This is a genomic window from Ancylobacter sp. 3268 (genome assembly GCF_031456575.1).
Lineage (GTDB): Bacteria > Pseudomonadota > Alphaproteobacteria > Rhizobiales > Xanthobacteraceae > Ancylobacter.
In genome coordinates this window covers 87,373-113,564 of the sequence record NZ_JAVDUX010000011.1, presented here as the reverse complement: position 1 = coordinate 113,564, position 26,192 = coordinate 87,373, and the positions used below count along the sequence as shown (strand labels likewise).

Annotated in this window: 22 protein-coding genes; 12 read left to right on the top strand and 10 right to left on the bottom strand. The window is 67.8% G+C overall.

Translation table 11 applies throughout. The features are described 5' to 3' along the window. Positions 1-85: 85 nt before the first annotated feature. The 6 genes from J2X65_RS16490 to J2X65_RS16465 are packed head-to-tail and all read right to left on the bottom strand — an operon-like array spanning position 86 to position 6,460. Entirely contained in the window at positions 86-1,120 is a 1,035-nt protein-coding gene (locus J2X65_RS16490; protein ID WP_310202957.1) for an ABC transporter substrate-binding protein, read from the bottom strand. A 57-nt stretch (positions 1,121-1,177) separates the two neighbouring features. After that, positions 1,178-1,492 (bottom strand): NIPSNAP family protein, encoded by a 315-nt coding sequence (locus J2X65_RS16485; protein WP_310202955.1) that lies wholly within the window; start codon positions 1,490-1,492, stop codon positions 1,178-1,180. A gap of 12 nt (positions 1,493-1,504) precedes the next feature. After that, positions 1,505-2,989 carry an aldehyde dehydrogenase gene (locus tag J2X65_RS16480; protein WP_310202953.1) on the bottom strand — a complete coding sequence of 495 codons (1,485 nt, stop codon included), beginning with the start codon at positions 2,987-2,989 and terminating at the stop codon, positions 1,505-1,507. 11 nt (positions 2,990-3,000) lie between these two features. Continuing rightward, positions 3,001-4,059: an LLM class flavin-dependent oxidoreductase gene (locus tag J2X65_RS16475; RefSeq protein ID WP_310202951.1), complete on the bottom strand. Its 1,059-nt coding sequence runs from the start codon at positions 4,057-4,059 to the stop codon at positions 3,001-3,003. Between the two features lie 24 nt (positions 4,060-4,083). Then, complete coding sequence (locus J2X65_RS16470) at positions 4,084-5,847, bottom strand: alpha/beta fold hydrolase (RefSeq protein ID WP_310202949.1); 1,764 nt, start codon at positions 5,845-5,847, stop codon at positions 4,084-4,086. Beyond that, complete coding sequence (locus tag J2X65_RS16465; protein WP_310202947.1) at positions 5,840-6,460, bottom strand: amino acid synthesis family protein; 621 nt, start codon at positions 6,458-6,460, stop codon at positions 5,840-5,842. Before J2X65_RS16465 ends, J2X65_RS16470 begins: the two co-directional genes overlap by 8 nt. Positions 6,461-6,596: 136 nt before the next feature. Here J2X65_RS16465 and J2X65_RS16460 point away from each other — a divergent pair, with 136 nt between their 5' ends. Further along, entirely contained in the window at positions 6,597-7,292 is a 696-nt protein-coding gene (locus J2X65_RS16460; RefSeq protein ID WP_404977735.1) for a GntR family transcriptional regulator, read from the top strand. Positions 7,293-7,513: 221 nt separating this feature from the next. On the opposite strand, the gene J2X65_RS16455 is transcribed toward J2X65_RS16460, so the two are convergent. After that, a complete protein-coding gene (locus J2X65_RS16455; protein ID WP_310202946.1) occupies positions 7,514-9,286 on the bottom strand; it encodes a thiamine pyrophosphate-binding protein in 1,773 nt (590 codons plus the stop codon). A gap of 216 nt (positions 9,287-9,502) precedes the next feature. On the opposite strand from J2X65_RS16455, the gene J2X65_RS16450 reads away from it, so the two are divergent. Then, entirely contained in the window at positions 9,503-10,492 is a 990-nt protein-coding gene (locus J2X65_RS16450; protein WP_310202945.1) for a sugar-binding transcriptional regulator, read from the top strand. A 6-nt stretch (positions 10,493-10,498) separates the two neighbouring features. On the opposite strand, the gene J2X65_RS16445 is transcribed toward J2X65_RS16450, so the two are convergent. Together J2X65_RS16445 and J2X65_RS16440 are read right to left on the bottom strand one after the other, a co-directional pair. Then, positions 10,499-11,308 carry a GntR family transcriptional regulator gene (locus J2X65_RS16445; RefSeq protein WP_310202944.1) on the bottom strand — a complete coding sequence of 270 codons (810 nt, stop codon included), beginning with the start codon at positions 11,306-11,308 and terminating at the stop codon, positions 10,499-10,501. Beyond that, positions 11,308-13,011 carry a glycerol-3-phosphate dehydrogenase/oxidase gene (locus J2X65_RS16440; RefSeq protein ID WP_310202942.1) on the bottom strand — a complete coding sequence of 568 codons (1,704 nt, stop codon included), beginning with the start codon at positions 13,009-13,011 and terminating at the stop codon, positions 11,308-11,310. Before J2X65_RS16440 ends, J2X65_RS16445 begins: the two co-directional genes overlap by 1 nt. A 285-nt stretch (positions 13,012-13,296) precedes the next feature. Here J2X65_RS16440 and J2X65_RS16435 point away from each other — a divergent pair, with 285 nt between their 5' ends. Continuing rightward, positions 13,297-14,811: an FGGY-family carbohydrate kinase gene (locus J2X65_RS16435; protein ID WP_310202940.1), complete on the top strand. Its 1,515-nt coding sequence runs from the start codon at positions 13,297-13,299 to the stop codon at positions 14,809-14,811. Positions 14,812-15,268: 457 nt separating this feature from the next. Next, complete coding sequence (locus J2X65_RS16430; protein WP_310202937.1) at positions 15,269-15,763, top strand: hypothetical protein; 495 nt, start codon at positions 15,269-15,271, stop codon at positions 15,761-15,763. Between the two features lie 295 nt (positions 15,764-16,058). On the opposite strand, the gene J2X65_RS16425 is transcribed toward J2X65_RS16430, so the two are convergent. Further along, a complete protein-coding gene (locus tag J2X65_RS16425) occupies positions 16,059-17,390 on the bottom strand; it encodes an MFS transporter (RefSeq protein ID WP_310202935.1) in 1,332 nt (443 codons plus the stop codon). Between the two features lie 214 nt (positions 17,391-17,604). Between J2X65_RS16425 and cyoA the strand changes: the two genes are divergently transcribed. The 8 genes from cyoA to J2X65_RS16385 all read left to right on the top strand — a co-directional run bounded on the left by cyoA (position 17,605) and on the right by J2X65_RS16385 (position 26,181). Continuing rightward, on the top strand, positions 17,605-18,822 hold the full coding sequence (gene cyoA, locus J2X65_RS16420; RefSeq protein WP_310202933.1) for a ubiquinol oxidase subunit II: 1,218 nt from the start codon (positions 17,605-17,607) through the stop codon (positions 18,820-18,822). Between the two features lie 8 nt (positions 18,823-18,830). After that, the gene (cyoB, locus tag J2X65_RS16415; RefSeq protein ID WP_310202931.1) at positions 18,831-20,843 is read left to right on the top strand and encodes a cytochrome o ubiquinol oxidase subunit I; all 2,013 of its coding nucleotides are present in this window, start codon (positions 18,831-18,833) and stop codon (positions 20,841-20,843) included. Then, positions 20,840-21,466 (top strand): cytochrome o ubiquinol oxidase subunit III, encoded by a 627-nt coding sequence (gene cyoC / locus J2X65_RS16410; protein WP_310202929.1) that lies wholly within the window; start codon positions 20,840-20,842, stop codon positions 21,464-21,466. Before cyoB ends, cyoC begins: the two co-directional genes overlap by 4 nt. After that, a complete protein-coding gene (gene cyoD, locus J2X65_RS16405; protein ID WP_310202927.1) occupies positions 21,463-21,846 on the top strand; it encodes a cytochrome o ubiquinol oxidase subunit IV in 384 nt (127 codons plus the stop codon). Before cyoC ends, cyoD begins: the two co-directional genes overlap by 4 nt. Then, on the top strand, positions 21,843-22,604 hold the full coding sequence (locus J2X65_RS16400) for an SURF1 family protein (protein ID WP_404977734.1): 762 nt from the start codon (positions 21,843-21,845) through the stop codon (positions 22,602-22,604). The genes cyoD and J2X65_RS16400 overlap by 4 nt, the downstream gene beginning before the upstream one ends. Beyond that, positions 22,598-23,872, top strand: a complete 1,275-nt coding sequence (locus J2X65_RS16395) for an ATP-binding protein (RefSeq protein WP_310202925.1) — start codon at positions 22,598-22,600, stop codon at positions 23,870-23,872. The genes J2X65_RS16400 and J2X65_RS16395 overlap by 7 nt, the downstream gene beginning before the upstream one ends. 3 nt (positions 23,873-23,875) lie before the next feature. Continuing rightward, positions 23,876-24,454: a response regulator transcription factor gene (locus J2X65_RS16390; protein WP_310202923.1), complete on the top strand. Its 579-nt coding sequence runs from the start codon at positions 23,876-23,878 to the stop codon at positions 24,452-24,454. A 113-nt stretch (positions 24,455-24,567) separates the two neighbouring features. After that, positions 24,568-26,181, top strand: a complete 1,614-nt coding sequence (locus J2X65_RS16385) for a methyl-accepting chemotaxis protein (RefSeq protein WP_310202922.1) — start codon at positions 24,568-24,570, stop codon at positions 26,179-26,181. Positions 26,182-26,192: the final 11 nt, after the last annotated feature.

Sequence of the window (26,192 nt, the reverse complement as noted above, 5' to 3'; positions counted from 1 at the left end):
CAGTGCAATCGTCGTCGATAAGACCACTGATCGTCGCGAATGGCCCGCGTCCGGCGACCGGACGCGGAGCCCTACGGCTGCCGGCTCACTGCGCCTGCCAAGCGTACCAGCGCTTGCCGATCTCGTCGCGATGCGCGGCCCAATAGGCCATGTCGAGATTGATCTGCGAGGCGGTGTGCTTGTCCGGCAGATTGGCGGCCACGTCCTTCGGCATCAGTGCCGCCGATTTGATATTGACGGGGGCGTAGCCGCTGTCGGTGGCGAAGCTTGCCTGGCCCTCGGGGCTGGTGGCCTGGGCGAGGAATTTCATCGCCGCCTCCTTGTTCTTCGAGCCCTTCGGCACCACCAGCATGTCGGCGGCGGTCAGGTTCTGGTCCCAGGAGATGCCGACCTTGGTGCCGCCCTGCTCCAGCGCGAAGAGACGGCCGTTCCAGAACTGGCCGAGCGGGGCCTCGCCGGAGGCGAGCAGCTGCTGCGACTGCGCGCCGGTGCTCCACCAGACGATGTCGGCCTTGATGGTGTCGAGCTTCTTGAAGGCGCGGTCGAGGTCGAGCGGATAGAGCTTGTCGGCCGGCACGCCATCGGCGAGCAGGGCGATCTCCAGCACGCCCGGCGCCGACCATTTGTAGAAAGTGCGCTTGCCGGGGAAGCCCTTGGTGTCGAAGACGTCCGCCCAGCTCTTCGGCGCCTTGCCGCCGAGGCTGGCCGGATTGTAGCCGAGCACGAAGGAATAGTAGAAGCTGCCGACGGCGTGGTCGGTGACGAAGCGCGGGTCGAGATCGGCGCGCTTGACGATGTTGAAGTCGATCGGCTCGATCAGCCCGTCCTTCGCCGCGGCGGCGGCGAAATCGGCTTCGACGTCCACCACGTCCCAGGCAACGTTGCCGCTTTCGACCATAGCCTTGAGCTTGCCGTAGTCGGTCGGCCCGTCCTGCTTCACGGCGATGCCGGTCTTCTTGGTGAAGGGCACGGCCCAGTCCTTTTTCTGGGCGTCCTGGGTCGTGCCGCCCCAGCTGGTGAAGACGATGGACCCCTGCTGCGCGGCGGCAAGGCCGGCCGCGGCGACCAGCGCCGCGAGAGCGAGGCCGGCGAGGCCCCCGGTCCTGGATATGCGTGACATGTCGTTCCCCTGTGGTTCTCTGGTTTGGTTCGGCACGCGGCGCTTTTCGCGCTCTGGTCAGCTCAGCGGCGAGAACGGGGTCGGCAGGAGAATCTTGTTCTCCATCACCTCGATCAGCGCCTGGATCTTGGGAAGGAAGGTGAGCCACGCCGGATCGGCGTTCAGCGCCGCGCGGCGGGCGGCGCGGTCGTCGAGGCTCTCATAGGCCCAGACGTGCACGATCTCGTTGAGCGGGCCGATCTCGCTGGTGAAATAGCCGACGAGATGGCCGAGATGGCCCTTCTGGATGGCGATGCCCTCCTCGGCCACCAGCTTCACATAGGCCGGCACGGTGCCGGTCTTCAGCCGGTAGGTGCGCATCTCGTAGAGCATGGCGTCGCCTCCTCAGCGCATCACGAAGGGATCGGCGATCGGCTCGTCCGAGGTGCGGATCCAGACCGACTTGGTGCGGGTGTAGTCGCGGATGGATTCGGCGCCACCTTCGCGGCCGAGGCCGGACTGGCCGTAGCCGCCAAACGGCACGATGGGCGAGACGGCGCGATAGGTGTTCACCCAGACGATGCCGGCCCGCAGCCGGCGGATCAGCCGGTGGGCGCGGGTGAGGCTGGCGGTGAACACGCCGGAGGCGAGGCCGAAGCGGCTGTCATTGGCCTTGGCGACGGCATCCGCCTCGTCCGCGAACGAAAGGACGGACAGCACCGGGCCGAACAACTCCTCGGCGGCGCAGGGCACCTCGTTGCCGGCGCAGGCGAGGATGGTCGGCTCGTAGTAATTGCCGGCGGCGAGACCCGCCGGGCGCCGGCCGCCGGTGACGAGGCCGGCGCCGGCCGACAGGCTCGCCGCTACCACTTCTTCGATATGGGCGAGCTGGCGCCGGGTGGCGAGCGGCCCCATCTCGGTCGCCGGCTCCTGCGGATCGCCGATGCGGATCCGCTTCGCCTTGTCGACGAGGATACCCAGCAACCGCTCGCGGATGGTCTCCTCGACGAGCAGGCGCGAGCCGGCGACGCAGCTCTGGCCGGAAGCGGCGAAGATGCCGGCGACGATGGCGTTGGCGGCGCTGTCCAGATCGGCATCGGCGAACACCAGCACCGGCGACTTGCCGCCGAGCTCCAGCGTCGTATAGGCGAGGTTCTCCGCCGTGTTGCGCACCACATGGCGGGCGGTGGACGGCCCGCCGGTGAAGGCGACGCGGTCGACGAGGCGATGCGAGGTGAGGGTACGCCCGCACTCCTCGCCGAAGCCGGTGAGGATGTTGACGACGCCGGCCGGGAAGCCGGCCTCGTGGACCAGCCGAGCGAAGGCGAGCAGCGGCGCCGGGCCGTCCTCCGAGGCCTTCAGCACCACGGTGCAGCCGGCGGCGAGCGCCGGGCCGAGCTTCACCGCGGAGAGGAAGAGCTGCGAGTTCCACGGCACCACGGCGGCGACCACGCCGATCGGCTCGCGGCGCAGATAGGCCTCCATGTCCGGCTTGTCGACGGGCAGGTGTGCGCCTTCCAGCTTGTCGGCGAGGCCGCCGAAATAGCGATAATAATCCGCGACATAGCCGATCTGCGCCCGCGTCTCGCGGATGATCTTGCCGGTGTCGCGGGTCTCCAGCTCGGCAAGCTCGCCGGCTCGGGCGGCGACGAGGTCGCCGAGCTTCATCAAGAGCTTGCCGCGCTGGGTGGCGGTGAGGTCGGCCCAGGCGGGATCGTGGAAGGCGCGATGCGCGGCCTTCACCGCGCGGTCGACATCGGCGGCGGTGGCGGCCGGCATGCGCGCCCAGGCACGGCCGGTTGCCGGATCGAGGCTCTCGAAGGCCGCGCCGCCGGCGACGAAGGCGCCGTCGATATAGAGAAGGAAATCGTCGCGGAGCGTCTCTGCCATCGCCCTCGTCCTCACGCCGCCGCCGCGCTGGACGGTGCGAAGGCCGGCAGCACCTCGCGGATGAACAGGTCGAGCGAGGCCTTCTTGCGGGCATGCGAGATGCCGCTGTCGATCCAGATCGAGAACTGGTCGAAGCCGAGCGCCTCATAGCCCTTCAGCCGGGCGATCACCTCGTCCGGGCGGCCGATGACGAGGTTGCGGCGCATCACCTCCGGGGCGTAGTGCGGCAGGGCGGCGCGCTCCTCCGGGGTGAGCGGGTCCATGATCGCCTGCCGGATCGGCCGCTTGTTGGCGAACCACGCGCCGAACAGGGCGTAGAAAGCGGAGAGGTCGTCGGCGAGAAGGCCGGCCTCCGCCTCGCTGTCGGCGACGAAGCAGTGCTGCAGCAGCATGATCTGCGGGCGCGGCACCTCGGGATGGCCGGCGACCGCGGTCTTGAAGCGCTGCATCAGGCTCGCCACCTCGCCGTCGCCGGAGGCGAGCGGCGTCACCTGCACGTTGCAGCCATTGGCCACCGCGAAATCGTGGCTGTTGGGATCGCGGGCGGCGATCCAGATCGGCACGCCGCCGGCCTGCACCGGCTTCGGCGTGGCGGTGGAGGTGGGGAAGGACCAGAACTCGCCCTGATGCGCGTAGTCGCCGGCCCATAGTTTCTGCACCGCCGGCACCAGCTCGCGCATGCGCAGCCCCGCGCCCATGGCGTCGAGGCCGGGCAGCATGCGCTCATATTCAAAGGCATAGGCGCCGCGCGCGATGCCGAGATCGAGCCTTCCGTTGCAGGCGACGTCCATCATCGCCGCCTCGCCGGCGAGGCGGATCGGGTTCCAGAACGGCGCGACGACATTGCCGGTGCCGAGCCGCAGCCGCGAGGTGCGCGCGGCGAGATGGGCGAGCTGGATGAACGGGTTGGGCGCGATGGTGAACTCCATCGCATGGTGCTCGCCGATCCACACCGTCTCGAAGCCGGCGGCCTCGGCGGCGAGCGCCAGCTCCTCCAGTTCGTCGAACAGGCGGCGGTGCGGGATCGACGGATCGGAACGCTCCATATGGACGAAGAGGGAGAATTTCATGACCGTCGAACCCCCATTGTTTGCTCAGGCCTGCGTGGCGAGCGCATGCACGGTGCCGCGCTCGGCATCGCCGACATAGATGCCGAACGCGTCTTCGCTGCGCTCCTTCACGAAGCGGCGCAGCATGGTGCGGGTCGCCGCGTCCGGCAGGCGCTCCCAGGGAATCTCCGCGAAGGGCACGAGGCACGTGGCGCCTTCCGGCGGCGTGCCCTCGAAGGTGCCGCGATAATAGATCGACACGGTGCCATCGGCGGCGCCCGGCGTCTCGTAGACCGCGAACAGGAAGCCGAGCCGGCCTTCGATGCCGAGCCGGGCCAGCACGCCTTTGAGGCTGCGGGGATTGCCGGCGGGCTCGAGGCAGGTGCCGGCGGGCAGAACGAGCCCGCCCGTGCCGTCCTCGACGAGGAGCAGGGCGCCGTCGCGCTCCAATATGGCGCCGACATGCGCCGGCTCCTCGCGCGTCGCCACCGCCTGCTGCGCCAGCGCGAAATCGACATAGGCGCCGCGGTAATAGCCGAGCGGGGCGCTCTCGCTGGCGCCGAAGCCGGCGACGCGGCCGATGAGGATCACATGGTCGCCCGCCTCCACCACCTCGTGGCGGGTGCAGTCGAACCAGGCGCTCGCCTCGTCGATGACCGGGCTGCCGGCCGGGCCGGGATGCCAGCGGCTCTGCGCGAATTTGTCCGGCGACTTGGAGGCGAACAGCGCCGAGACGTCCTTCTGCGCGGCGGCGAGCACCGAGACCGCGAAATTGCGCGCGGCGCCGAACACCGGGAAGCTCGACGCGGTCTTCGCGATGCAGACGAGGACCAGCGGCGGGTCGAGCGAGACCGAGGTGAAGGAATTGGCGGTGAAGCCGCGCATCTCGCCGGCGGCGTCGCGGGTGGTGACCACCGTGACGCCGGTGAGGAAGGCGCCGAGCGCCTGCCGGAAGGCCTTGGGGTCGAAAGGTTGCGGATCGAGCGCGGCCGCGACCTCGTCGAGGAAGGCGAGGAGGCGGCGGTTCACCTCCGCCGGCGCGGTGAGGTTCATCATGTGCCGTTCGCCGGCGAGGATGCCGGCCCGCCCGCGCGGGGCGAGGGCGGCCATCGCCTCCGACATGGCGGGCGTCGAGTTCGGGTCGCCGTCGGCGGTGAGGAACAGCGCCGGCACCGCGAGGGAGGGGAGGCGCTCGCGGTGCGCGGCGTCGGAGGACGCGAACAGGCCGTAGGTGCGGGCATAGCCGACCGGATCGCAGGCGGCGAGCAAAGCGGAGACGCGGGCGGCGGTCGCCTCCATCTCCGGCGGCACCGGCTCGCCGAACCAGCGGGCGACGGCGGCGTCATGGGAAGCGCCGCTGCCCTCCTGCGCCAGCGCGGCGGCGCGGGCGGCGACCGCGGCGCGCTGCTCCGGCGTGCGGCAGAACACGGCGTTCAGCGCGGCGACGCCGAGCACGCGGGACGAATGGGTGAGCGCCACCTCCAGCGCCACCAGCGCGCCCATGGAATGGCCGACGATCACCGCCGCCGGGAGGGCGAGCGCGTCGAGCAGGTGTACGACATGGTCGCTGTAATCGGCGAGGCGCGCCTCGTCCGGCGGCAGGCTGGAGCCGCCATGGCCGGGCATGTCGAGGGCGATGACGTCGTGGTGGGCGGCGAACGCCGCGACCTGCGGCTCCCACGCCTCCAGAGCCAGGCCGACGCCGTGGATCAGCACCACCGGCACGCCACCGGCGACGCCCTCGCGCCGGTAGCGGATGCGGGCCGGCCGCCCGTCGCGGCCGGTATAGGCGGCGACCGCGTCAGGCATCGGAGGCGACGTCCAGCGGCGCGGTGGTGTGCTGCGTGTCGCCGAGTTCCTTGAGGTCCTGGTAGCGGTCGCCGATGCGGTGATGCGGGCGCCCGCCGATCGAGGCGCCGAGCGCCACCACGATCTCGTCCGGCGCGGGAGCATCGAGGATGGAGAACTGGATGGTGAGGTAGTGCGAGCGCATGCCTTCGTCGAGCTTGTGCATCAGCGGGATGACCACCGGTGCGTTCGGCCCGCCGCGCACATTGGTGAAGGCGAGATAGCTCTTCGCCCCGACCGCCTTGCGATAGTGATTGCCGAATCGCAGCGTGTGAATGAGCGCCGAGGCGTGCTCGACCTCGCCGGAGGTGCCGACGATGGCGGCCTTGCCATAGCCTTCCACCGCCTCGCCGGAGCCTGTGAGCTTCAGCACCTCCTGCGTCAGCAGGGCACCGAGCTCGGGGGCGACGGCGGCGATCTCCGGCTTCAGATCCTCGACGAAGCCGCGTCCGGCCCACGGATTGGTCAGCACCGCCGCCGCGGCATGCAGCCGCAGCGGGGTGATGGCGGCGCGCCCGCCCTCGATCAGCGTGGTCTCGGAGTAGGTGACGAGTTTCCGGAGCTGCAGAGGCATGGCGCGCATTCCACCTTGGCGGCGCCCGTTCCAGCGCCCCTATCTATCGTTTCGCGTAAGATGGTATACCATAAGATGATCGAGTCAATTGTCATGACACGCGCCACAGGCGACAAGGAGCGGGGATGGAGGGACCATGGCCGCGATGACGGGATCGAACGACGTCGGCGAAGAGATGAAGATCGAGCGCAACGTCACGACGTTGCGCAGCCTCACGCTCGAGAAGATGCGGGACGCGATTCTCGACTTCCGCTTCCGTCCCGGCGAGCGGCTGGTGGAGCGCACCTTGTGCGAGCGACTAGGCGTGAGCCGCAGCGTCGTACGCGAGGTACTGCGCCATTTGGAAGCCGAGGGGCTGGTCGAAACCATCCCACACCAGGGACCGGCGGTGACCAAGCCCGACCCGACCCAGGCGGCGCAAATCTATGAAATCCGTGGCCTTCTGGAGAGCGAGGCGGCACGCGCGTGCGCCCTTCGTGCCGACGCGGCCTCGATCGCGGAGCTCGGACAGGCCATCGACCGGATCGATGCGGCGTTCCGCGCCGGCAGCCCGCGCGAGGTGCTCAAGGCCACGACGGACTTCTACGAGAAGCTGTTCCTTGCCGCAGGCAAGCTGGTGGCCTGGGATGTGGTGCGTTCGCTCAATGCCCGCATCAATCATCTGCGCGGCATGACCATCGCCACCGAGGGCCGCCATGCCGCGGCGATCGGCGAGATGCGCAAGGTTCACGAGGCGATCCGCCGGCGGGACGGCGCGGCGGCCTATGAGGCGAGCCGGGAGCACGTCGCGACAGTGGCGCGCCTCGCGGACGCGATACTCGGTGAGTTCTGACGCTTAGGCGCTTTGAGCTCGATGCGGCGCACCGGTGCGCGAGGAGACGATCCAATCACCCGCGGAGCCTTCATGTGGCGAGGCCATAGACTTCCAGCCTCCGCAACCGGCTGATGAGCGCGCCACGATGCTCGCCGATCAGCTTTCGGCCTCCGCATGCCTGGCGGTTTCGCGCCGGTGCCCTCGACCCCGGCAAGCCCCGAGGTCCGGAGGCTCGCTGCTCAGGGCAAATCCGGGCTCACCTTCCAGTCGCGCAGCTTATAGACCGTGCCGGGGCGCGGCCGGGGAGCATCGGCGCCTTCGCGCAGGCGGCGCTTGAAGCTGTGGATGGGCGTGGCGAGGTCGTCCACCCGCACCTCGACGACCGAAGGGCCCTCATGGGCGAAGGCGGCGTCCAGCGCCGGGCCGAGCTCGTCCGGCTTCTCCACATAAAGCCCCTTCAGGCCCAGTCCCGTAGCCGCCGCGGCGAAGTTGGGCTGACAGCTCTGGCTTTCCAGCAGGGCGGACTGCACATTCTTGAAGAAGATGTCCTGCCAGAGCTGGATCCAGCCCAGCCGTCCATTGTTCAGGACGACATTGACCACCTTCTGGTTCCTCTGGGCCTGCGTCGCCAGTTCGCCCACGGTGTAGGAGAACGCCCCGTCGCCGGCAACGGTGACGATGCGCGTGCCGGGCCGGGTCTCGGCGGCGCCAATGGCCGCCGGGATGGCATAGCCGAGGCCGCCCTGGCCGCGGGCGTAGAGAAAGGAACGACCGGGCCGGCGGGCCGGAATGTAGTTGGCGATCCAGCCGGCGGCGAAGCTGGCATCCGACACGACGATGTCGTCCAGTTCCAGCCGCGCGGCGACCTCGGCCATGACGCGGGCCGGGTGGAGGGGAAGCCGTTCGCTCTCGATCTCCGTGAGCTTCTGGCGCTCGCCCTCGGCCTTCACTTCCGCGATGCGCGCGGCCCATTCGGGGCGGGTCTGCGGGGCAAGCGCGGCGTTCAACAGGGTGAGCGCCTCGCGCACGTCGCCCAGCAGCGCCACCGTCGGCAGGAAGGTGCGGCCATGCTCGTTGGGATCGCAATCGATGGTGATGGTCGCCTGCTCCGGCAGCGGCAGGGTCCAGTTCATCGCGGTGTTCTGGCTGGCCTTGGAGCCGCACCAGATCACCAGATCCGCCTCCTTGACGAGTTCAATGGCGGCCCAGGATCCCAGCGGGTTCAGCGTGCCGGCAGCAAAGTCGGCGGTCTCCGGGACCGCGCCGCGTCCGGTGAGGCTGGTCACGGCGAGGCCGCCGAGCCTGCCGGCGAATTCGGTGGCCTCGGCGGAGGCTAGCGCGCCATGGACGCCGCCGCCGAACACCACGGCCGGCCGCTGCGCCCGGCCGATCAGCGCCACGGCGTCGGCGATGCCGGACGCGACGGGGGCCGAGCGCAGGAACGGCGCCTGCATCGCGCGCTCGTCGATGCCGATGCGGATCTCGGCCTCGTCCCACTCGGCGTCGAAGATGTCGTGCGGAATGATCAGCGCCACCGGACCGGGGCGCGGCGAGGTGGCGACGCGGAAGGCGGTGCGGATCATCTCCGGCAGCGCCGCGCGCGAGGGGACCAGCCAGCTGTCCTTGGTGATGGTCTTGAAGAAGGAGAGCTGGTCGAATCCCTGGCTGGCGATGCCTTTTTCCTTCAGCGTCAGCCAGTCCAGCGGCAGTTCGCCGACGATGCCGATCATCGGGACCGAGGCGTTCAGCGCTTCGATGAAGCCGGCGGGCAGAAGGTTGGCGCCGGGGCCGACCGTGACATCGCACACGCCGGGCTTGCCGGTGAGCCGCGCATAGGCATCGGCGGCATAGGCCGCGTTGCGCTCGTCGCGCATCAGCACATGGCGGATGCGGTCGGTGCGCCGGGAAATGCCGTCATGCAGCGCCGTGGTCTGCCCGCCGGGCATGCCGAACACCAGCTCGACGCCGTAGCGCGCCAGCATCTCGGCGACCAGATCACCCATATGGGCCATGGAACTCTCCTTGGGATCGACGATGTCGGCGTGCCGCAGTCCTGGGAAGGCCGTCAGGCGGGTGGCGCGGAAGGCGCGCGATGACGGATGGCATAATTCAATCGAGTATGACGTTTGTCAATGGCATGTTTCAAATTTGACTGGCATACGCCATGATGCATAAACGTCGACGCACCTGCCGGATCCCCTCCAGCGGGCGAAACATCCGGGCAAGGCATGGCGAAGCGGACAGAGCGCAATGGAACGGCGTCCCCGGCGCAGGATGCGACGCAGTTCGCGCTCGATCCCGTCCTGACGGCGGCCTGGCTTTACTATGAGGAGGGGCTGAAGCAGGACGAGATCGCCGCCCGCTTCGGCATCTCCCGCGCTACCGTGTTCAACCTCTTGCAGAAGGCGCGCGACGAGGGAACGGTCAGCGTCTCCATCGACGTCGCGCGCATCGGCGCGCTGCGCCTGGCCCGGACGCTGAGCCGATCCGCCGGCCTCGCCGAGTGCTACGTCGTTCCGGCGAGCGGCAATCACCGGCCGGTGGCCGACCGCATCGCCCGGCTCGGCGCCCGTGTCCTGGAGCCGCGGATCACAGCCGAGAGCGTGCTCGGCGTCGCCTGGGGGCGCACGGTAATGGCCCTCTCACAGGCGCTCGCTCCGCTCCACTTGCCCAGCACCACCATCGCGCAGATCACCGGCAGCGCCATCGGCACCTATGATTTCTCGCCGGAACTCTGCACCTCCAACATCGCGCTGAAGGTGGGCGGGCGGTGCGTGAACATGCTCGCGCCCGGCATCGTGTCCAGCCCGGAGATGAAGCAGCTGCTGATGGCCGAGCCGATCGTCGCGCAGCATTTCGCGCTGTTGCGCCATTGCGACATCACCCTGTTCGGCGTCACCGATCTGGGGGAGGGCACCTCGCTGATGCATAGCGGCTTCATGACCCAGGCGACATTGGCGGATTACCGCGCCCATGGCGCCATCGGCTTCGTTTCCGGCTATTTCTTCGATGCGGACGGGCAGCCGGTGCTGACGGATCTCGACGCCCGCCATCTGTCGATGCCGCGCGAGGATTTTCTCGCGGTGCCCACGCGGATCTGCGTGGGAGGGGGGCCATCGAAGATCGCGGCGATCACCGCCCTGCTGCGCGGCGGCTATGCCAATGTGCTGGTGACGGACGAAACCACCGCGCGGGCCGTTCTGGCGCGGATCAGCTGAAGCGCGTCACTTGACGATGAAGTGTAGCCGCGCCTGATCGGTCCGGTACACGGCGGTGTAGTATTCGACGGCCTCGTCGGTCTGCATATAGGTGACGGATTCGATGGCGATCACCGGCGCGCCGGCGGGAATGCCCAGCAATTCCGCCTGCTCGGGCGTGGCGGAGGCGGCCTCCAGCCAGCGTTCGGCGCGCTTCATGGCGATGCCATAGCGGCGCGACAGCGTGTCGTACAGCGAGCGATTCTGCATCGGCACCTGCTCGAAGCCGGGCGCCAGCCGCAGGTTGATGAAGGTATAGACGAGGATGCGCGGCATCCCGTCGACGCTCAGCACCCGGTCCAGCGCCACCACCGATTCATGCGCGCCAACGCCCAGCATCTGGCGGACACGTTCATCCGGCTTCACCAGTTCCTGGCGGAGGATGGCGCGGCTCACCGAATGATTGGTGTGGTGCAGTTCGCCGGAGAAACCGATATTCGAGCCGAGAAAGCCGTGGTCGTCGCGTTTGGGCGCGACGAAGGCGCCCTTGCCCTGCAGCTTGTAGATGACCCGCTCGGAGACCAGCTGGTTCAGCGCCTCGCGCACCACGGTGCGTGACACGCCAAAAATCTCGCACAGCTCGGATTCGGAGGGCAGCCTGGCGTTTTCCGGCAGCTTCTCGGTGACGATGAGCGTCAGCAGCGCCGATTTCAGCTGCGACCAGAGCGGCAAGCCGGAGCCGTTGTCGCGCAGGCCATTGTCCCGGTCCGCCAGCGCCTTGAGGGGCGGCACCAGATTGGTCCCGGCGCGCCGCGCGCGGCGATGTCCTTCGCTCATCAGGTCCTTCCCGGCACGAGATGCCGCGTGCCGATCACCTGCCCGGCCGCTGCGATTTCCTGCGCGATGCGCTCCGGCGGCCAGCCCAGCGCCTCGCCGGCCACCGTGCCCAGCTCGGCGAGCGCCTCGGGCGTCGCTTGCCCGAGCAGCGCGATGGAGGTGCGGCGGAGCACGATGTCTTCCAGCCGAACCACCCGTTCCTCGCGCGCGATTGCCACGATCTCCTGATACGAATAGTCGGGAAGCGTCGTCAACGACACTTCGCGCCACGGTGTGAAGCCTCCGAGACGTGTGGCCGCCGCGGTGCCGTAGCGGTCGAACAGGACGCGTGCCCGCGCAGGAGCGAGGCCGAAGCGTTGCGCGAGCTCGGTGATGTATTGCGTGGGATCGGCGGGCCAGCCGCTGCCGCCGCCGATGGCGATGCCGGCGGTGGAGCGCCGCCGCGCCCGGCCGATCCGCGCAAGTATATCGTCGGCAATTTCTTCGGCGCAGGCGCGAAAGGTCGTCCATTTGCCGCCGACCAGCGACAGCACCGGGAAGGGGCGGTCGCCCTGAGGCTCGAAGGTGCGGACCGAATGGTCGCGGCTGATCGCGCCGGCCACTCCCTCGCTCGCCGGCAGCGGCCGGATGCCGGCATAGGTATGCACGATCTGATCGCGGTCGAGCACGATGGCCGGCATCGCCATTGCCATCACCTCGAACAGATAGTCGATCTCCGCATCCGAACAGATCGTGTCGTCCGGGTCGTCCGTGCGCAGATCGGTGGTGCCGACCAGCGCATGCACGTCGTCGAGCGGGTAGGCCAGGCAGATGCGATGGTCGGAAGTCTCGAAATAGAGCATGGTGTCGGCGAGGCTCTCGACCAGGGCCGGGTTCCGCACCACGAGATGAGAACCCTTGGTGCCGCCGATCAATCGCTGATTGATGCCGAAGCGCCCATCCACCTCGTCGACGCGCGCCCCGGCGCAGTTCACCACCAGCTTCGGCCGCACGGCAAAGCGTTCTCCGGTCAACGTGTCGGCGAGCAGGATTCGCCCGCCCTCGCGGCCGGTCACCGCGAGGTAGGTGGCCGCCCGCGCCTCCGGACACATCTGCTCGGCCTGAGCGACCAGTTCGAGACCAAGTCGCTCCGGTGCGGTCAGTCGGGCGTCGTAGAATTCGGCGACATAGCGTGTCGACGGCGCGAGGGCCGGCATCTGCGCGCGAAACTCGTGGGCGGGGACCATACGGTGGTTGGGCATGGTCTGGTCGTGGCGGTTGAACAGGTCGTACGCACGTAGTCCCAGAGCGACAACGAGGGCGCCCTTCGGACCCGGTGTGCGCACCCATCCGAGAAAACGTCCCAGCGAGGTGAGCGCGCCGCTGAAGCGGTCGGCGATCGGTACACGCACGCGGAGCGGCCGGACAAGGTGCGGCGCGTCGAGGAGGAGGCGGTTGCGCTCCTCCACCGATTCCCGAACCAGCGAGAACTCGCCGATCTCCAGATAGCGCAGGCCGCCATGGATCAGGCGGGAGGAGGCGGCGCTGGTCGCCGAGCAGATATCGCCCCGGTCGACCAGCAGCGCGGGCACGCCCTGGAGGGCCAGATCCCGGAACACGCCGACGCCGTTGATGCCTGCGCCGATGATCAGCACCTCCGGCGCGGGGAGCCCCGGCCCCGGGGCGGCGCGCAGCCTGTCGAGAATGGCGTCGCGGGACAACATGGCAGGCTCCATGCCGATCGGCTCCCGAAGACCCTCACCGCGTGAGCAGAAAGGCGCAGGTCTTCGTGTCGGCATACAAACTTATAATTACAAGTAAGAAGCATCACATCCAATCCAACCTGTCAATTTGGGAATTTGAGCCGGAAATGACGCTGCATCGCAGCAAAAAATCGCCAGGTGAAAATATTGACGCGCTAGACATCACCGTTATGATCAAACATGTAATTACGTGTTGAGCTTCGAGAAACGAGGCCATGCCGGCTATGACCGGTACCGGAGGACGCCATGAAGGAACGCCTGATCGGCATCGATGCCGGCGGGACGATGACGAAAGCCGCCTTGTTCGATCTAGACGGCCGCGAGCTCGCCTGTGAGCGTCGACCCAACCAGATGCTCTTTCCGGGGCCGGGCCATACGGAGCGCGATCCGGAGCGCATGTGGCGGGCGGCCTGCGAGTCCATCGCTTCGGTGCTCGAGGTCACGGGCAGCTCGCCGGACGATGTGGTCGGTGTCTCCTGTTCCGGTTATGGCAGCGGCATCTATCTGACCGATCGCCACGGCGATCCGGTGCGGCCGGGAGTGGTCTCGACCGACAGCCGCACCGCTGATCTCGTCGGGGAGTGGGAGGGCAACGGACGCGCGGGCGTCACGGCCCGGCGCATTCAGCAGCGGGTCTGGCCCGGCCAGGCCATCGCGCTCATGGCCTGGTTCTCCAGGCACGAACCGGAGACGGTGGCGCGCACCGAGCGTGTGCTGTTCTGCAAGGATTTCCTGCGCGGCCGGCTCTGCGGCGATTTCTCCACCGACCCGACCGATGCCGGCATCGCCGGCGCCATCGATGTGGAGACCGGTGCCTATGCCCGCGAGGTTTTCCGCGATCTCGGCATCGCCTCCTGGCTGGACGTGATGCCGGAAATCGGCCCGTCGGCCGAGGTGGTCGGGCGCGTGACGCCGGCTGCGGCCCGGCAGACGGGGCTGAAGGAGGGCACGCCCGTGGTGCGGGGCGTGGTCGATGTGGCCGCCGCCGCGCTGGCCTCGGGCGTGGTGACTTCGGACCGGCTGTCGATGATCGCCGGCACGTTCAGCATCAACTCCACGCTGCACGACATGCCCCGGCTATCGGTGCCTCCCTTCCTGCAAATGCCCTATCCGGTGGGCGGGCAGGTGCTGGCGACCGAGGGGGCGGCGACCTCGGCCTCCAATTTCGAGTGGTTCTGCCGCGAGATTCTGGATGCCGAGGCGGCGCGGGCGCTCTCCAACGGCGCCTCCGTCTATGACGTCTGCAACGATTACGTGCGCGACGCGCTCGACCGCGCGAACGACATCCTCTTCCTGCCCTATCTGTTCGGCGGGCCCGGCGGCGCACCAGCGGGACTTCTGGGGCTGAAGCGCTCCGACAGGCTGGGCGACGTGCTGCGCGGCATATTCGAGGGCATCGCCTACGCCCATCGCGTGGATATTGAGCGCCTGCTCTCCGGCTATGACGCGGCCAAGCCCACGACGATACGCCTCGCGGGCGGGGCCTCGCGCAGCGCCATCTGGACCCAGATCTTCGCCGACGTCCTCGGTCTGCCGGTCGAGGTCACCGATGGTACCGAACTCGGCGCCCGCGGCGTCGCCATCGCCTCGGCGGTGGCGATCGGGGCCTATAGCGACTTCGACGCGGCCATCGCCCGGATGGTCCGCGTCCGCGAGCGGTGGGAGCCGAACGCGGCACAGCACGCCGCCCACTCCCGCAAATATGCCCGCTTCCTCAGCCTGACCCGTGCCCTCGCGCGGGACTGGCCACAGAAAGACTGAGCCGTAGCGCCTTCCGTTCGCCGCGCCGACCGCGGCCCGCCGGGGAACCTGCGCCCGCCGCATCGCGGCCCCGACCGACGCCTTCGCAGGCCTCTCTCCATGAGGCCCCAATGTCATTGTCGCCGGACATCTCGTTGACGGTGGGTGGACAGCACCACCTGCGGGACATCGCCCTCACTCTGGAACGCGACACGGTGAACGTGCTGCTCGGTCCCAGGCGAGCTCTTCGCGGTGACGGGCGGTGCAGCGCACCGACAGCGAAGTCGATGACGTTGCGTCGTCGACTAGTACGATCAGCCTAATCTTCCGGCTGTCCACGCTATGCCGATGTCGTTTCGGACCGGAGCGATATGGGCTGCCACCAAGCGGCTGGTGGCATTCTCGTCGCGCGAGCAGGCAAAGTCGCGGCTATCGTCTTGGCACCGTCAATTCAACGGACAAATCAAAGAGATAAGCCATGTCGCTCAGATATTCACTGTGCGCGGTCGCGCTCATTCTGGCTACCGCCACCTCAGCCTATGCCGAGGGTAACAGAGGCTCGGTGTCGCAATCCGGCAGTCGCAATTCCGGCAGCATCGGCCAGGTCGGGAGAGGCAACAGCGCCGACATGGCGCAACTCGGCCGCGGCCACACCGCGCTGTCGTTGCAGGTCGGGGCGGACAACGTCGTCAACATCGCCCAACGCAACAAGATGAACAATGCCGGCGTCGTGCAGGTCGGATGGGGCAACTGGGCCAAGGTCCAGCAGTTCGGAAAGATGAACAATACCAGCGTGTCGCAGACCGGGCGCGCCAATCGGACGAAGATCGTCCAGATGGGCGAAGCCAACGTCGCCGTGATCGACCAATCCGGTTGGGTCAACCTGGCGCAGGTGTTCCAGCTCGGCACCGGCAGTCAGGTGGTCAACAACCAGAACGGTCACCACAACGTCCTCGTCGCCGTGCAGCGCTGAGCGCAGGGCCGCCCAGCCCCGGCGGGCCAGCCCGACGCGTGCCGGCGCCGGCGCGCGGCGCGCGGAGCAATCGGCAAGAGCCTCCCGGCACGCTGGCCGGATACGGGGTGATGGCGGATCTCTCATGAGGATGAGGTCGGCCCCGTCGGTCGGCCTCGCTGATGATGCCGCGCAACGGCAATGAAAAAGCTCCCGCCGGTAACGTGGCGGGAGCTTTGTCGTGACGGGCTCAAGAAGGTGGTGGCGGGCGCCGGAGGCGTTGCCACCGCCTCGGCGCGATGCCGGATGCGGGCGCTCAGTCGCCGGAAGTGGCCATCTCGATGCGCTTGTTGAAGCGCAGCGCCAGGAGCGTGCAGACGGCGCCGGAGAGCAGGTAGGCGCCGGCGGCGAGCAGGCCGAAATTCGAGGCGAGAAGCAGCGCCGCCAGCGGCGCGAAGCCGGCGCCGAACAGCCAGGCGAAGTCGTTGGTCAACGCCGAGGCGGTGTAGCGGAACTTCGGCGCGAAGTTGGAGGCGACGACGCCGGAGGACTGGCCGAAGGAGATGCCGAGCAGGATGAAGGCGAGGATCATGAACACCGACTCGCCGACGAAGCCGCCGCTCAGCAATTGCGGCGCGAAGCCGGAGAACACCGCGATGGCCGCGGCGGAGCCGCCGAGCAGGTTGCGCCGTCCGATACGGTCGGCGATCACGCCGGAGACGAACACCGATACCAGGCCGCATAGGGCGGCGACCGCCTCGATGATCAGGAAGTGGGTCGGTCCCTCGGTGGTGAACAGGAACACCCAGGACAGCGGAAACACCGTGACCATGTGGAACAGCGCGAAGGTGGCGAGCGGCGCGAAGGCGCCGATCAGGATGCCCTTGCCCTCGGCGCGCAGGGTGTCGGTGACGCGGGCGGGCTGCAGGTCGCCGCGCTTGAACAATTCGACATAGTCCGGCGTCACCGCCATGCGCAGGCGGGCGAACAGCGCCACCACATTGATGGCGAAGGCGACGAAGAACGGATAGCGCCAGCCCCAGCTGAAGAAATCCTCGGCGGAGAGGTTGCCGAGGAAATAGGCGAACAGCGCGCTGGCCACGATGAGGCCGATGGGCGCCCCGAGCTGCGGCAGCGCGGCATAGAAGCCGCGGCGCTGCTCCGGCGCATTGATGGCGAGCAGCGGCGCCAGCCCGTCCCAGGTGCCGCCCCAGGCAAGGCCCTGGCCGATGCGGAAGGCGGCGAGCAGCCAGATCACCAGCGTGCCGAGGGTGTCGTAGCCGGGAAGGAAGGCGATGGCGACCGTCGAGGTGCCGAGCAGGAACAGGGCGATGGTCAGCTTGGCGCTGCGGCCGTAGCGGCGGTCGACCGCCATGAACAGCGCGGTGCCGAACGGGCGGGCGATGAAGGCGAGCGCGAAGATGGCGAAGGAGTAGATCGTGCCGGTCAGCGGATCGACGAAGGGGAAGATCAGCTTGGGAAACACCACCACCGAGGCGATGGCGTACACGAAGAAATCGAAGAATTCCGAGGCGCGGCCGATGACCACGCCGACGGCGATCTCGCCGGGGTCGACCTCGCCGTCCCGGTGGCCATCGGCATGGATTTGCCGCGCGTCGCGTTCAAGGGTCGACGTGGGAAGCGCCATCGTTCTCACTCAGATTCAGAAACGAACAGGGTCTATAGTATCATAGGCGGGTGGTGAGGGGCCGCGAGGCTTGCCGGACCACACGGCGTCGTTATTGCGTGCGATGCAGCAAGCCGGCATTGGACAAATTGTCCAATAGCCGCTTTGCTGCACCGCAGCTACCCGTTCGCCGTTTGGCAACGCCATTTTGGCAAGAACCATAGCAGGTTTCCCATTGCGCCGCCTCCGACTCCTCGCCCTGCTCCCGCTGATGGCCGCACTTGGCGGCTGCAAGTTCGAGGTGCTGGCCCCCACCGGCGATATCGCAGCGCAGCAGCGCGATCTCCTGGTGATCTCGGTCCTCCTGATGCTCATCATCATCATTCCGGTGATGGCCCTGACGGTGTTTTTCGCCTGGAAGTACCGGCAGTCGAATGCCGAGGCGCGCTATGAGCCGGAGTGGCACCATTCCACCCAGCTGGAGCTGGTGATCTGGGCGGCGCCGCTGCTCATCATCATCTGCCTCGGCGCCATGACGTGGATGGGCACGCATCTGCTCGATCCCTACCGGCCGCTCGATCGCATCGGCTCGCGGACGGTCATCGCCTCGCAGGACAAGCCGCTCGAGGTGAATGTCGTCGCGCTCGACTGGAAATGGCTGTTCATCTACCCCGAGCAGGGGGTGGCCACCGTCAACGAGCTGGCGGTGCCGGTGGATCGGCCGATCCATTTCAAGATCACCTCTTCCTCGGTGATGAACGCCTTCTACGTGCCGACGCTGGCGGGCATGATCTACGCCATGCCGGGGATGCAGACCCAGCTGCACGCGGTGGCCAATCAGCGCGTGGAATCGCGCGGCTTCTCGGCGAATTACAGCGGCGCCGGCTTCTCCAAGATGTTCTTCGCCTTCAAGGGAATGTCGGATTCCGAGTTCGCCTCCTGGGTGCGCGAGGCCAAGGGCGCGCCGGATCCGCTCACCCGCCAGGCCTATCTCGAGCTTGAGAAGCCCAGCGAGGCGGTGCCGGCGACCTTCTTCAACGCCGTCGACCCGACGCTGTTCGACGCCATCCTCAATCTGTGCGTCGAGCCCGGCAAGATGTGCATGAAAGAGATGATGGCCATCGACGCCAGGGGCGGTGCCGGCCTCGAAAGCGCGGTCGCCAGCCTGCTGCCGCTCCTGCATGACAAGCATGCGCGGCGCGGCACGGTGTTCGGCGGCGCGCCGTCCTATGTGGTCGGCATCTGCACGCCGGAGGAACTCGCCACCGCGCTGACCCTGTCCGCGGCCGGCTCCTCCGAGGCGGTGTCCCGCCGCGTCGACAGCGGCCCGGTCACCGGCGCCGGCCTGCCGATGCCCGGCGGCTTCTCCCCGGCGCTGCTGCCCGCCTTCACGTCGCCCCTTCTGCCGACGAGCGAGGCCGATATCGGTCCGCGCCGGCCTTCCAACAGCTGACGGCAGCCATGACCTCCTCCCCTATCGTCGAACCGACTTTCCTGCTGGGCCGTTTCAACCTGCAGGCGATCCCCTATCACGAGCCGATCCTGGTCTTCACCTTCATCGGCGTCGCCATCGGCGGTGCCGCGGTGCTCGGCGCGCTCACCTATTTCCGCCTGTGGGGCTATTTGTGGCGCGAGTGGTTCACCTCGGTGGACCACAAGAAGATCGGCATCATGTACATGGTGCTCGGCCTCATCATGTTCCTGCGCGGCTTCGCCGACGCCATCATGATGCGCCTGCAGCAGGCCCTGGCCTTCGGCGGCTCCGAAGGCTACCTGCCGGCCCATCACTACGATCAGGTCTTCTCCGCCCACGGCGTGATCATGATCTTCTTCGCGGCCATGCCGTTTGTGACCGGGCTGATGAACTACGTCGTGCCGCTGCAGATCGGCGCCCGCGACGTGTCCTTCCCGTTCCTGAACAATTTCTCGTTCTGGATGACGGTGTCGGGCGCGGCGCTGGTGATGACCTCGCTGTTCGTCGGCGAGTTCGCCCAGACCGGCTGGCTCGCCTATCCGCCGCTGTCGGGCATCGCCTACAGCCCCTATGTCGGCGTCGACTATTACATATGGGCGTTGCAGATCGCCGGCGTGGGAACCACGCTGTCGGGCATCAACCTCATCTGTACGATCGTGAAGATGCGTGCCCCCGGCATGGGCATGATGAAGATGCCGGTCTTCACCTGGACCTCGCTCTGCACCAACGTGCTGATCGTCGCCTCCTTCCCGATCCTGACCGCCACGCTGGCGCTGCTGACCGCCGACCGCTACATCGGCACCAACTTCTTCACGAACGATCTCGGCGGCAACCCGATGATGTACGTGAACCTGATCTGGATCTGGGGTCACCCGGAGGTCTACATCCTCATCCTGCCGGCCTTCGGCATCTTCTCCGAGGTCACCTCGACCTTCTCCGGCAAGAAGCTCTTCGGCTACACCTCGATGGTCTACGCCACGGTGGTCATCACCATCCTGTCGTACCTCGTCTGGCTGCACCATTTCTTCACCATGGGCTCCGGCGCCAGCGTGAACTCGTTCTTCGGGATCACGACCATGATCATCTCGATCCCGACGGGCGCGAAGATGTTCAACTGGCTGTTCACCATGTATCGCGGCCGCATCCGCTTCGAGTTGCCGATGATGTACACGGTGGCGTTCATGCTGATCTTCGTGATCGGCGGCATGACCGGCGTCATGCTCGCGGTGCCACCCGCCGACTTCGTGCTGCACAACTCGTTGTTCCTGATCGCGCACTTCCACAATGTGATCATCGGCGGCGTGGTGTTCGGCGTGTTCGCCGGCATCGCCTTCTGGTGGCCCAAGGCGTTCGGCTTCCGGCTCGATCCGTTCTGGGGCAAGATGTCGTTCTGGTTCTGGGTGGTCGGCTTCTTCTTCGCCTTCATGCCGCTCTACGTGCTCGGCCTGATGGGCGTCACCCGCCGCCTGCGCGTCTTCGATGATCCCTCGCTGCACGTCTGGTTCATCATCGCGGCCTTCGGCGCGGCGCTGATCGCCTGCGGCATCGCCTCGTTCATCATCCAGATCGGCGTGAGCATCCTGAGGCGCGACAAGCTGCGGGACACCACCGGCGACCCGTGGAACGCCCGCACGCTGGAATGGGCGACCTCCTCGCCGCCGCCGGCCTACAACTTCGCCTTCACCCCCGTCGTCCACGATACCGATTCCTGGTGGGACATGAAGCAGCGCGGCTATGTCCGTCCGCTGTCGGGCTTCAAGCCGATCCACATGCCGAGGAATTCCGGTACCGGCCCGGTTCTCGCGGGGATCAGCTTCGTGCTCGGCTTCGCGCTGATCTGGTACATCTGGTGGCTGGCGGCGGTGAGCTTCGTGGCGCTGCTGGCGGTCGCGATCCATCACACCTTCAACTACAACCGCGACTTCGACATCCCTGCCGAGGAAGTCGTCCGCACCGAGGAGGAGCGTACCCGCCTTCTCGCCGCGCAGGTGAACGCATGAGCACGACCGTGACCGCCCCCAGCGAGGCGCCCGTCTTCTACGAAGTCGACGAGCACCCGCATCCCGAAGGCCACAGCACCGCGCTGGGCTTCTGGATCTACCTGATGAGCGACTGCCTCATCTTCGCGATCCTGTTCGCCACCTTCGGCGTGCTTGGCGGCAATTATGCCGCCGGGCCCGGCCCGCGCGACCTGTTCGACCTGAACCTGGTGGCGCTCAACACCACCATGCTGCTGCTGTCCTCCATCACCTATGGCTTCGCCATGCTGGCGATGGACAAGGACCGGGTGAAGGCGACGCAGTTCTGGCTGGTGATCACCGGCCTGTTCGGCCTCGCCTTCCTGTCGATCGAGCTCTACGAGTTCCACCACATGATCGCCGAGGGCGCGACGCCGCAGCGCAGCGCCTTCCTCTCCGCCTTCTTCACCCTGGTCGGCACCCACGGCCTGCACGTCACCTTCGGCATCATCTGGCTGGTGACGCTGATGGTGCAGGTGCATCAGCGCGGGCTGATCGTCGCCAACAAGCGCCGGCTTATGTGCCTGTCGATGTTCTGGCACTTTCTCGACGTGGTGTGGATCGGCGTGTTCACCTTCGTCTATCTTCTGGGGATGCTGCGATGAGCGCCAACGCCCATAACGATGCTCACGGGCACGATGTGCACGCCGAACTGGGGGTCGCCCACGGCTCGATGCGCAGCTACATGACCGGCTTCGTGCTGTCGGTCATCCTCACCGCCGTGCCGTTCTGGCTGGTGATGAGCGGCAAGATCGGCAACCCGAACTGGACCGCGGCCATCGTCCTGGCCTTCGCGGTGGTGCAGATCGTGGTGCACATGATCTACTTCCTGCACATGAACTTTAAGTCGGAAGGCGGCTGGAACATGCTGGCGCTGGTGTTCACCCTCATCGTGGTGGGCATCGCCATGGCCGGCTCGCTGTGGGTCATGTACCACCTCAACACCAACATGATGCCCAGCCACGACATGAGGCAGATGCTATGAGCCTTCCGCCCCTGCGGGCGGACGAACATGCGAGGCCGCAGGCGGGAAAGAGGGTCGCCCTCCTTCTCGCCTGTTGCGTTATGGCCGCCCTGTTCGCCGCTCTCGGCGTCTGGCAGGTGCAGCGGCTCTCCTGGAAGCTGGACCTCATCGCCAGGGTCGAGGCGCGCCTGCATGCCGCGCCGGTGGCGGCGCCGGCGGTCGCCTCCGCCGCCGACGAATACCGGCGGGTGCGGCTCGAGGGCCGCTTCCTCAACGATCGCGAGACGCTGGTACAGGCGGTCACCGAGCTCGGCGGCGGCTTTTGGGTGCTGACGCCGCTGGCCACCAATGCCGGCGCCACCGTGCTGGTCAATCGCGGCTTCGTCCCACCCGAGCGGCGCGACCCGGCCAGCCGCGCCGCCGGCCTGATCGGGGGGCCGGTCGCGGTCACCGGGCTTCTCCGCCTCAGCGAGCCGGGCGGCGGCTTCCTGCGCAGCAACGATCCCGCCGGCGATCGCTGGTTCTCGCGCGATGTCGCCGCCATCGCCGCCGCGCGCGGCCTCGGCGGGGGCGGAGCGCCGGTGGCGGCCTATTTCGTCGATGCCGACGCGACGCCGGTGCCCGGCGGCTTTCCGGTCGGCGGGCTCACCGTGGTGCGCTTCACCAACAACCATGTGGTCTACGCGCTGACCTGGTTCGCGCTCGCCGGCATGTGTGTGGCGGCGGCGGTGTTCCTGTGGCGCCGGCCGGCCGGCACGCGCGGGGCCGCGGCGTGGTGAGCACGGCCGAGCGCCATACCGCCAACCGCGAGAACCTGTTCCTGCTGACTCAGCTGCGCTGGCTGGCGGTCGCCGGACAGGTCGTCACCATCCTCATCGTCCGGTTCGGCCTCGGCATCGAGCTGCCGCTCCAGGAAATGGGAATGGTGCTCGCCTGCCTGGTCGCGCTCAATCTCGCGACGCTGGTCTATCACGAGCGGCGGACGGCAATCTCCGACACCGAGCTGCTGCTGGAACTGCTGCTGGACGCCGCGGCGCTCACCATCCAGCTCTATCTGTCCGGCGGGGCCTCCAATCCCTTCGTCTCGCTCTATCTGCTGCAGGTGGCGCTCGGCGCCGTGCTGCTGCCGAGCTGGTCGGCCTGGGTGCTGGCGGGGGTGGTGTTGAGCGGCTTCGTGCTGCTGATGCGGAAGTTCCGGCCGCTGCCGCTGTCGGAGGAGCTGCATGGCGACCTGTTCACCCTGCATATCGGCGGCACGTTCATCTGCTTCGTGCTGGCCACGCTCCTGCTGGTGGCCTTCATCACCCGTATCGGCCGAAACCTGCGCGACAGCGACGCCCGCCTCGCCAGCTTGAACCGCCAGCAGGCGGAGGAGGGCCATATCGTGCGGATGGGCCTGCTGGCCTCCGGCGCCGCGCACGAGCTCGGCACGCCGCTCGCCACCGTCTCGGTGATCCTCAGCGACTGGCGGCGCATGCAGCTGCTGCGCGACCGGCCGGACCTCGCCGAGGACATCGCCGAGATGCAGCGCCAGCTCGACCGCTGCAAGGCGATCGTCTCCGGCATCCTGATGTCGTCGGGCGAGGCGCGCGGCGAGGGGACCCTGCGCACCACGGCGGCGGCCTTCTTCGACGGCATGATGAGCGAGTGGCAGGCGCGCCGTTCGCCGCATGCGCTCGACTACCGGCGCGAGCTTGTCGACGATGAGGAGATCATTTCCGACATCGCCCTGAAGCAGATCGTCTTCAACCTGCTCGACAATGCGGTGGAGGCCTCGCCGGACTGGGTCGGCGTGTCGGTGCGGCGACACGCCGATGTGATCGTGCTGGAGGTGCGCGACCGCGGTCCTGGCTTTACCAAGGAGATGCTCGCCGGCTTTGGTACGCCCTATAATTCCACCAAGGGTCGGCCGGGCGGCGGTCTCGGCCTGTTCCTGGTGGTCAATGTCGTGCGCAAGCTGGGTGGGCATGTCGAGGCGGTGAACGAGGCACAGGGTGCCTGCGTCACGCTGACCCTGCCGCTCGAAGCGCTCTCGGCGGAGGCCTGATACATGAACGACACCCTCCCGCAGGCGGATCGTCTCGATGCCGATGCGCCCGATCCCGGCAAGCTCCTGCTCGTCGTCGAGGACGATGCCGCCTTCGCCCGGGCGCTCGCCCGCTCCTTCGAGCGCCGCGGCTACGAGGTGCGCACCAGCCAGAGCGTCGATGGCGTCGAGGCGGCGCTCGACGGCGCCTCGCCCGGCTATGCGGTGGTGGATCTGAAGCTCGCCGGCGGCTCCGGCCTCGAATGCGTGAAGATGCTGCACGCCCGCGATGCGGCGATGAAGATCGTCGTGCTCACCGGCTTCGCCAGCATCGCCACCGCGGTGGAGGCGATCAAGCTCGGCGCCTGCCACTATCTCGCCAAGCCGGCCAATACCGACGACATCGAGGCCGCCTTCGCCCGCGCCGACGGCGACAGCTCCATCGCGGTGGCGGCGCGGCCGACCTCGCTGAAGACCCTCGAATGGGAGACCATTCACGAGACGCTGGTCGATACCGATTTCAACATCTCCGAGACCGCCCGGCGGCTCGGCCTGCACCGGCGAACGCTGGCCCGCAAGCTGGAAAAGAAGCCGCTGCCCTGAGCGGGCGGCGGCGTGCCGGGCGGCTTCAACCCTGTGGAAACCAATCGTCGCTAGGATGCCCGTGCCCGGTGGTCGCGCTTGGCGACGCCTGCGGGACGTGGGGGATCCGGACGATGAAGAACCTGACCATCCGCCAGCGGATTCTCGCGAGCTTCCTCGCCATTCTGCTGGTGCTCTCGGCGATGGCCGGGTCCTGCTACCACTGGTTCCTGTCGGCGGAGAACGAGGCGCTCAAGGTTGAGACCAGCACCGTTCCGGCGCTTTCCTCCAGCCTCCGGCTGATGACCGCCTGGATGCGGTCGCAAAGTCTGTTGCGGGCGCTGGCGCTGGAGGACAGCCCGGCCGGCCGCAGCCAGGTGCTGGAGCGCATCAAGTCGAACCGCGAGACCGCGAACACGCTGATGGCGGCCTATGAGGCCACGCTGGACAGTGACCAGGACCGGCGCAATTTCGCGGCGTTCCGCGAGGCGGTGTCGCGTTTCGAGCCGGTGCACGACGCCGCGCTCGGCCAGTCCGACGGCGAACTGCGCGCCACCATCGCCCGCGATCTGGCGCCGCTGCTCACCCGCATCCAGCAGACGCTGGAGGAAATCGTCGCCTTCAACCAGCAGGAAGCCAATGAATCGACGGCCACCATCGTCAGCGTGGTGCGCAATGCCGAGCTGGGGCTCGCCATCGGCTTCGTCATCGCGCTCGCCCTGTCGGTGGCGTGCGGCTACCTGCTGTTCCGCGCCATTGCCGGGCCGCTCGGCAAATTGCTGGCGATGGTGGGCGTGATGCGCGCCGGCGATTTCTCCGAACGGCTCGCGCTCGAGCGCCGCGACGAATTCGCCACGCTTTCGGACGGCTTCAACGCCATGGCCGACGAGCTCACCGCCCTGATCGGGCAGGTGCAGAAGTCGAGCATCCAGGTCAACACCTCCATCACCGAGATCGCGGCGACCTCCAAGGAGCAGCAGGCCACCGCCGGCGAGATCGCCGCCACCACCACCGAGATCGGCGCCACCGCCAAGGAGATCTCCGCCACCTCCAACGAGCTGGTGCGCACCATGGGCGAGGTGTCGAGCGTCGCCGAGCAGACCGCCACGCTCGCCGGCGGCGGCCAGGCCGGCCTCGCCCGCATGGAGGCGACCATGCGCCATGTGATGGAAGCGGCCGGCGCCATCAACGCCAAGCTGGCGGTGCTGTCCGAGAAGGCCGGCAACATCAACCAGATGGTCACCACCATCACCAAGGTGGCCGACCAGACCAACCTATTGTCGCTCAACGCCGCCATCGAGGCGGAGAAGGCGGGACAATACGGGCGCGGCTTCGCGGTGGTCGCCACCGAGATCCGCCGCCTCGCCGACCAGACCGCCACCTCCACCTACGACATCGAGCAGATGGTCAAGGACATCCAGTCGGCGGTCGCTGCCGGGGTGATGGGCATGGACAAGTTTTCCGAGGAAGTGCGTCGCGGCATGACCGAGGTGCAGGAGGTCGGCGGCCAGCTGTCGCAGATCATCGCCCAGGTTCAGGGCCTGGTGCCGCGCTTCGAGGACGTCAATGAGGGCATGCAGGCGCAGGCGACCGGCGCCGAGCAGATCAGCGAGGCCCTGTCGCAGCTCAGCGAGGCGGCGCAGCAGACGGTGGAATCGCTGCACCAGTCGACGCTGGCCATCGACGAGCTCAATCAGGTGTCCTCGGGATTGCGCAACTCGATCTCGCGGTTCAAGCTCCGGGCATGACGGCGAGGCAG